This window comes from Caballeronia sp. ATUFL_F1_KS39 (assembly GCF_023630985.1).
Lineage (GTDB): Bacteria > Pseudomonadota > Gammaproteobacteria > Burkholderiales > Burkholderiaceae > Caballeronia > Caballeronia zhejiangensis.
Genome location: NZ_JALQDZ010000086.1, coordinates 1 through 274 on the forward strand (window position 1 = coordinate 1; position 274 = coordinate 274).

General features: G+C 56.2%; 1 protein-coding gene. It reads left to right on the forward strand.

What is annotated here, in order from left to right:
• A partial coding sequence (locus tag NCR93_RS31680) for a DUF4942 domain-containing protein (RefSeq protein ID WP_284507454.1) occupies positions 1–274 on the forward strand: 274 nt, incomplete at both ends.

The following is a 274-nucleotide window of genomic DNA, read 5'->3' on the forward strand; positions in this document are numbered from 1 at the left end:
CGTCTGGGCAACCTTCGAGAGTTTACGGGCTGATGCCGGCATGACTTTCAAGCGCGGGATCGCCATGAGCTTTAGTGAACTTGACCGCCGGTTCAAGTCGCATAACGGCTTCAAGGTCGGCTCCCGTATCATTCTCACGCATGTTTTCGACAGCTATGGGTTTTTCAACTACGGCTCTAAAATCGCGATGAGTATGGCGGATATTGAGCGGGTGTTTGCCGTTCTTGACGGGAAGCCGTCAGACCCCGGCGCGTTGGAGCGCGCGATCCGTGCC